Source organism: Bradyrhizobium sp. UFLA05-108, assembly GCF_059803455.1.
Genome location: NZ_JBANAZ010000277.1, coordinates 1 through 526, shown reverse-complemented (window position 1 = coordinate 526; position 526 = coordinate 1). Strand labels below are relative to the sequence as shown.

1 protein-coding gene is annotated in these 526 nt (G+C 53.6%); it reads left to right on the top strand.

Annotation, left to right across the window (positions count from 1 at the left end):
• Positions 1-197 (top strand): hypothetical protein (locus SO140_RS46465; protein WP_498544276.1); only part of this gene is annotated, 197 nt, incomplete at its 5' end.
• Positions 198-526: the final 329 nt, after the last annotated feature.

Sequence of the window (526 nt, the reverse complement as noted above, 5' to 3'; positions counted from 1 at the left end):
CCGTGGCTGGGCTTGCGCGCCACCAGCGCCAGCAACACCAGGCGCAGATCGCCGTGTTCGAACAGACGATGACGCCCGCCCCGGCCACCGCGCCCACCTCGGCCGTGTTCTTCGCCTTCGCCGCCGAAGTGATGGCGCCCGCCGCGATGACGGCGGCCCTCTTCGCACTCATGATGGTGGTGGTGATGCCGGTGTAAACCTAATCGATGAAACATAAGGTGATACCTCGCTTAACAGTGAACATCAATACGAGGTTGTTTAGATATATCTAAACAGCGTCGATAGCGCTAATCTAGATCGATATATCTAAATGCGCAAGCACGTACCGTGAAAAAGATATATCTAAATTACAGGCATAAAAAAAGCGCTGTAAAAACAGCGCTCTTTATCCATCAAGAAAAGCGATTACTTGGCGGAAGCCAGCACTTCGCTGACGATCTCGACCGCTTCGTGCTCAATCTTCTCGCGGTGTTCCGCCCCGAGGAAGCTCTCGCAGTAGATCTTGTAAGCCTCTTCAGTACCGGAA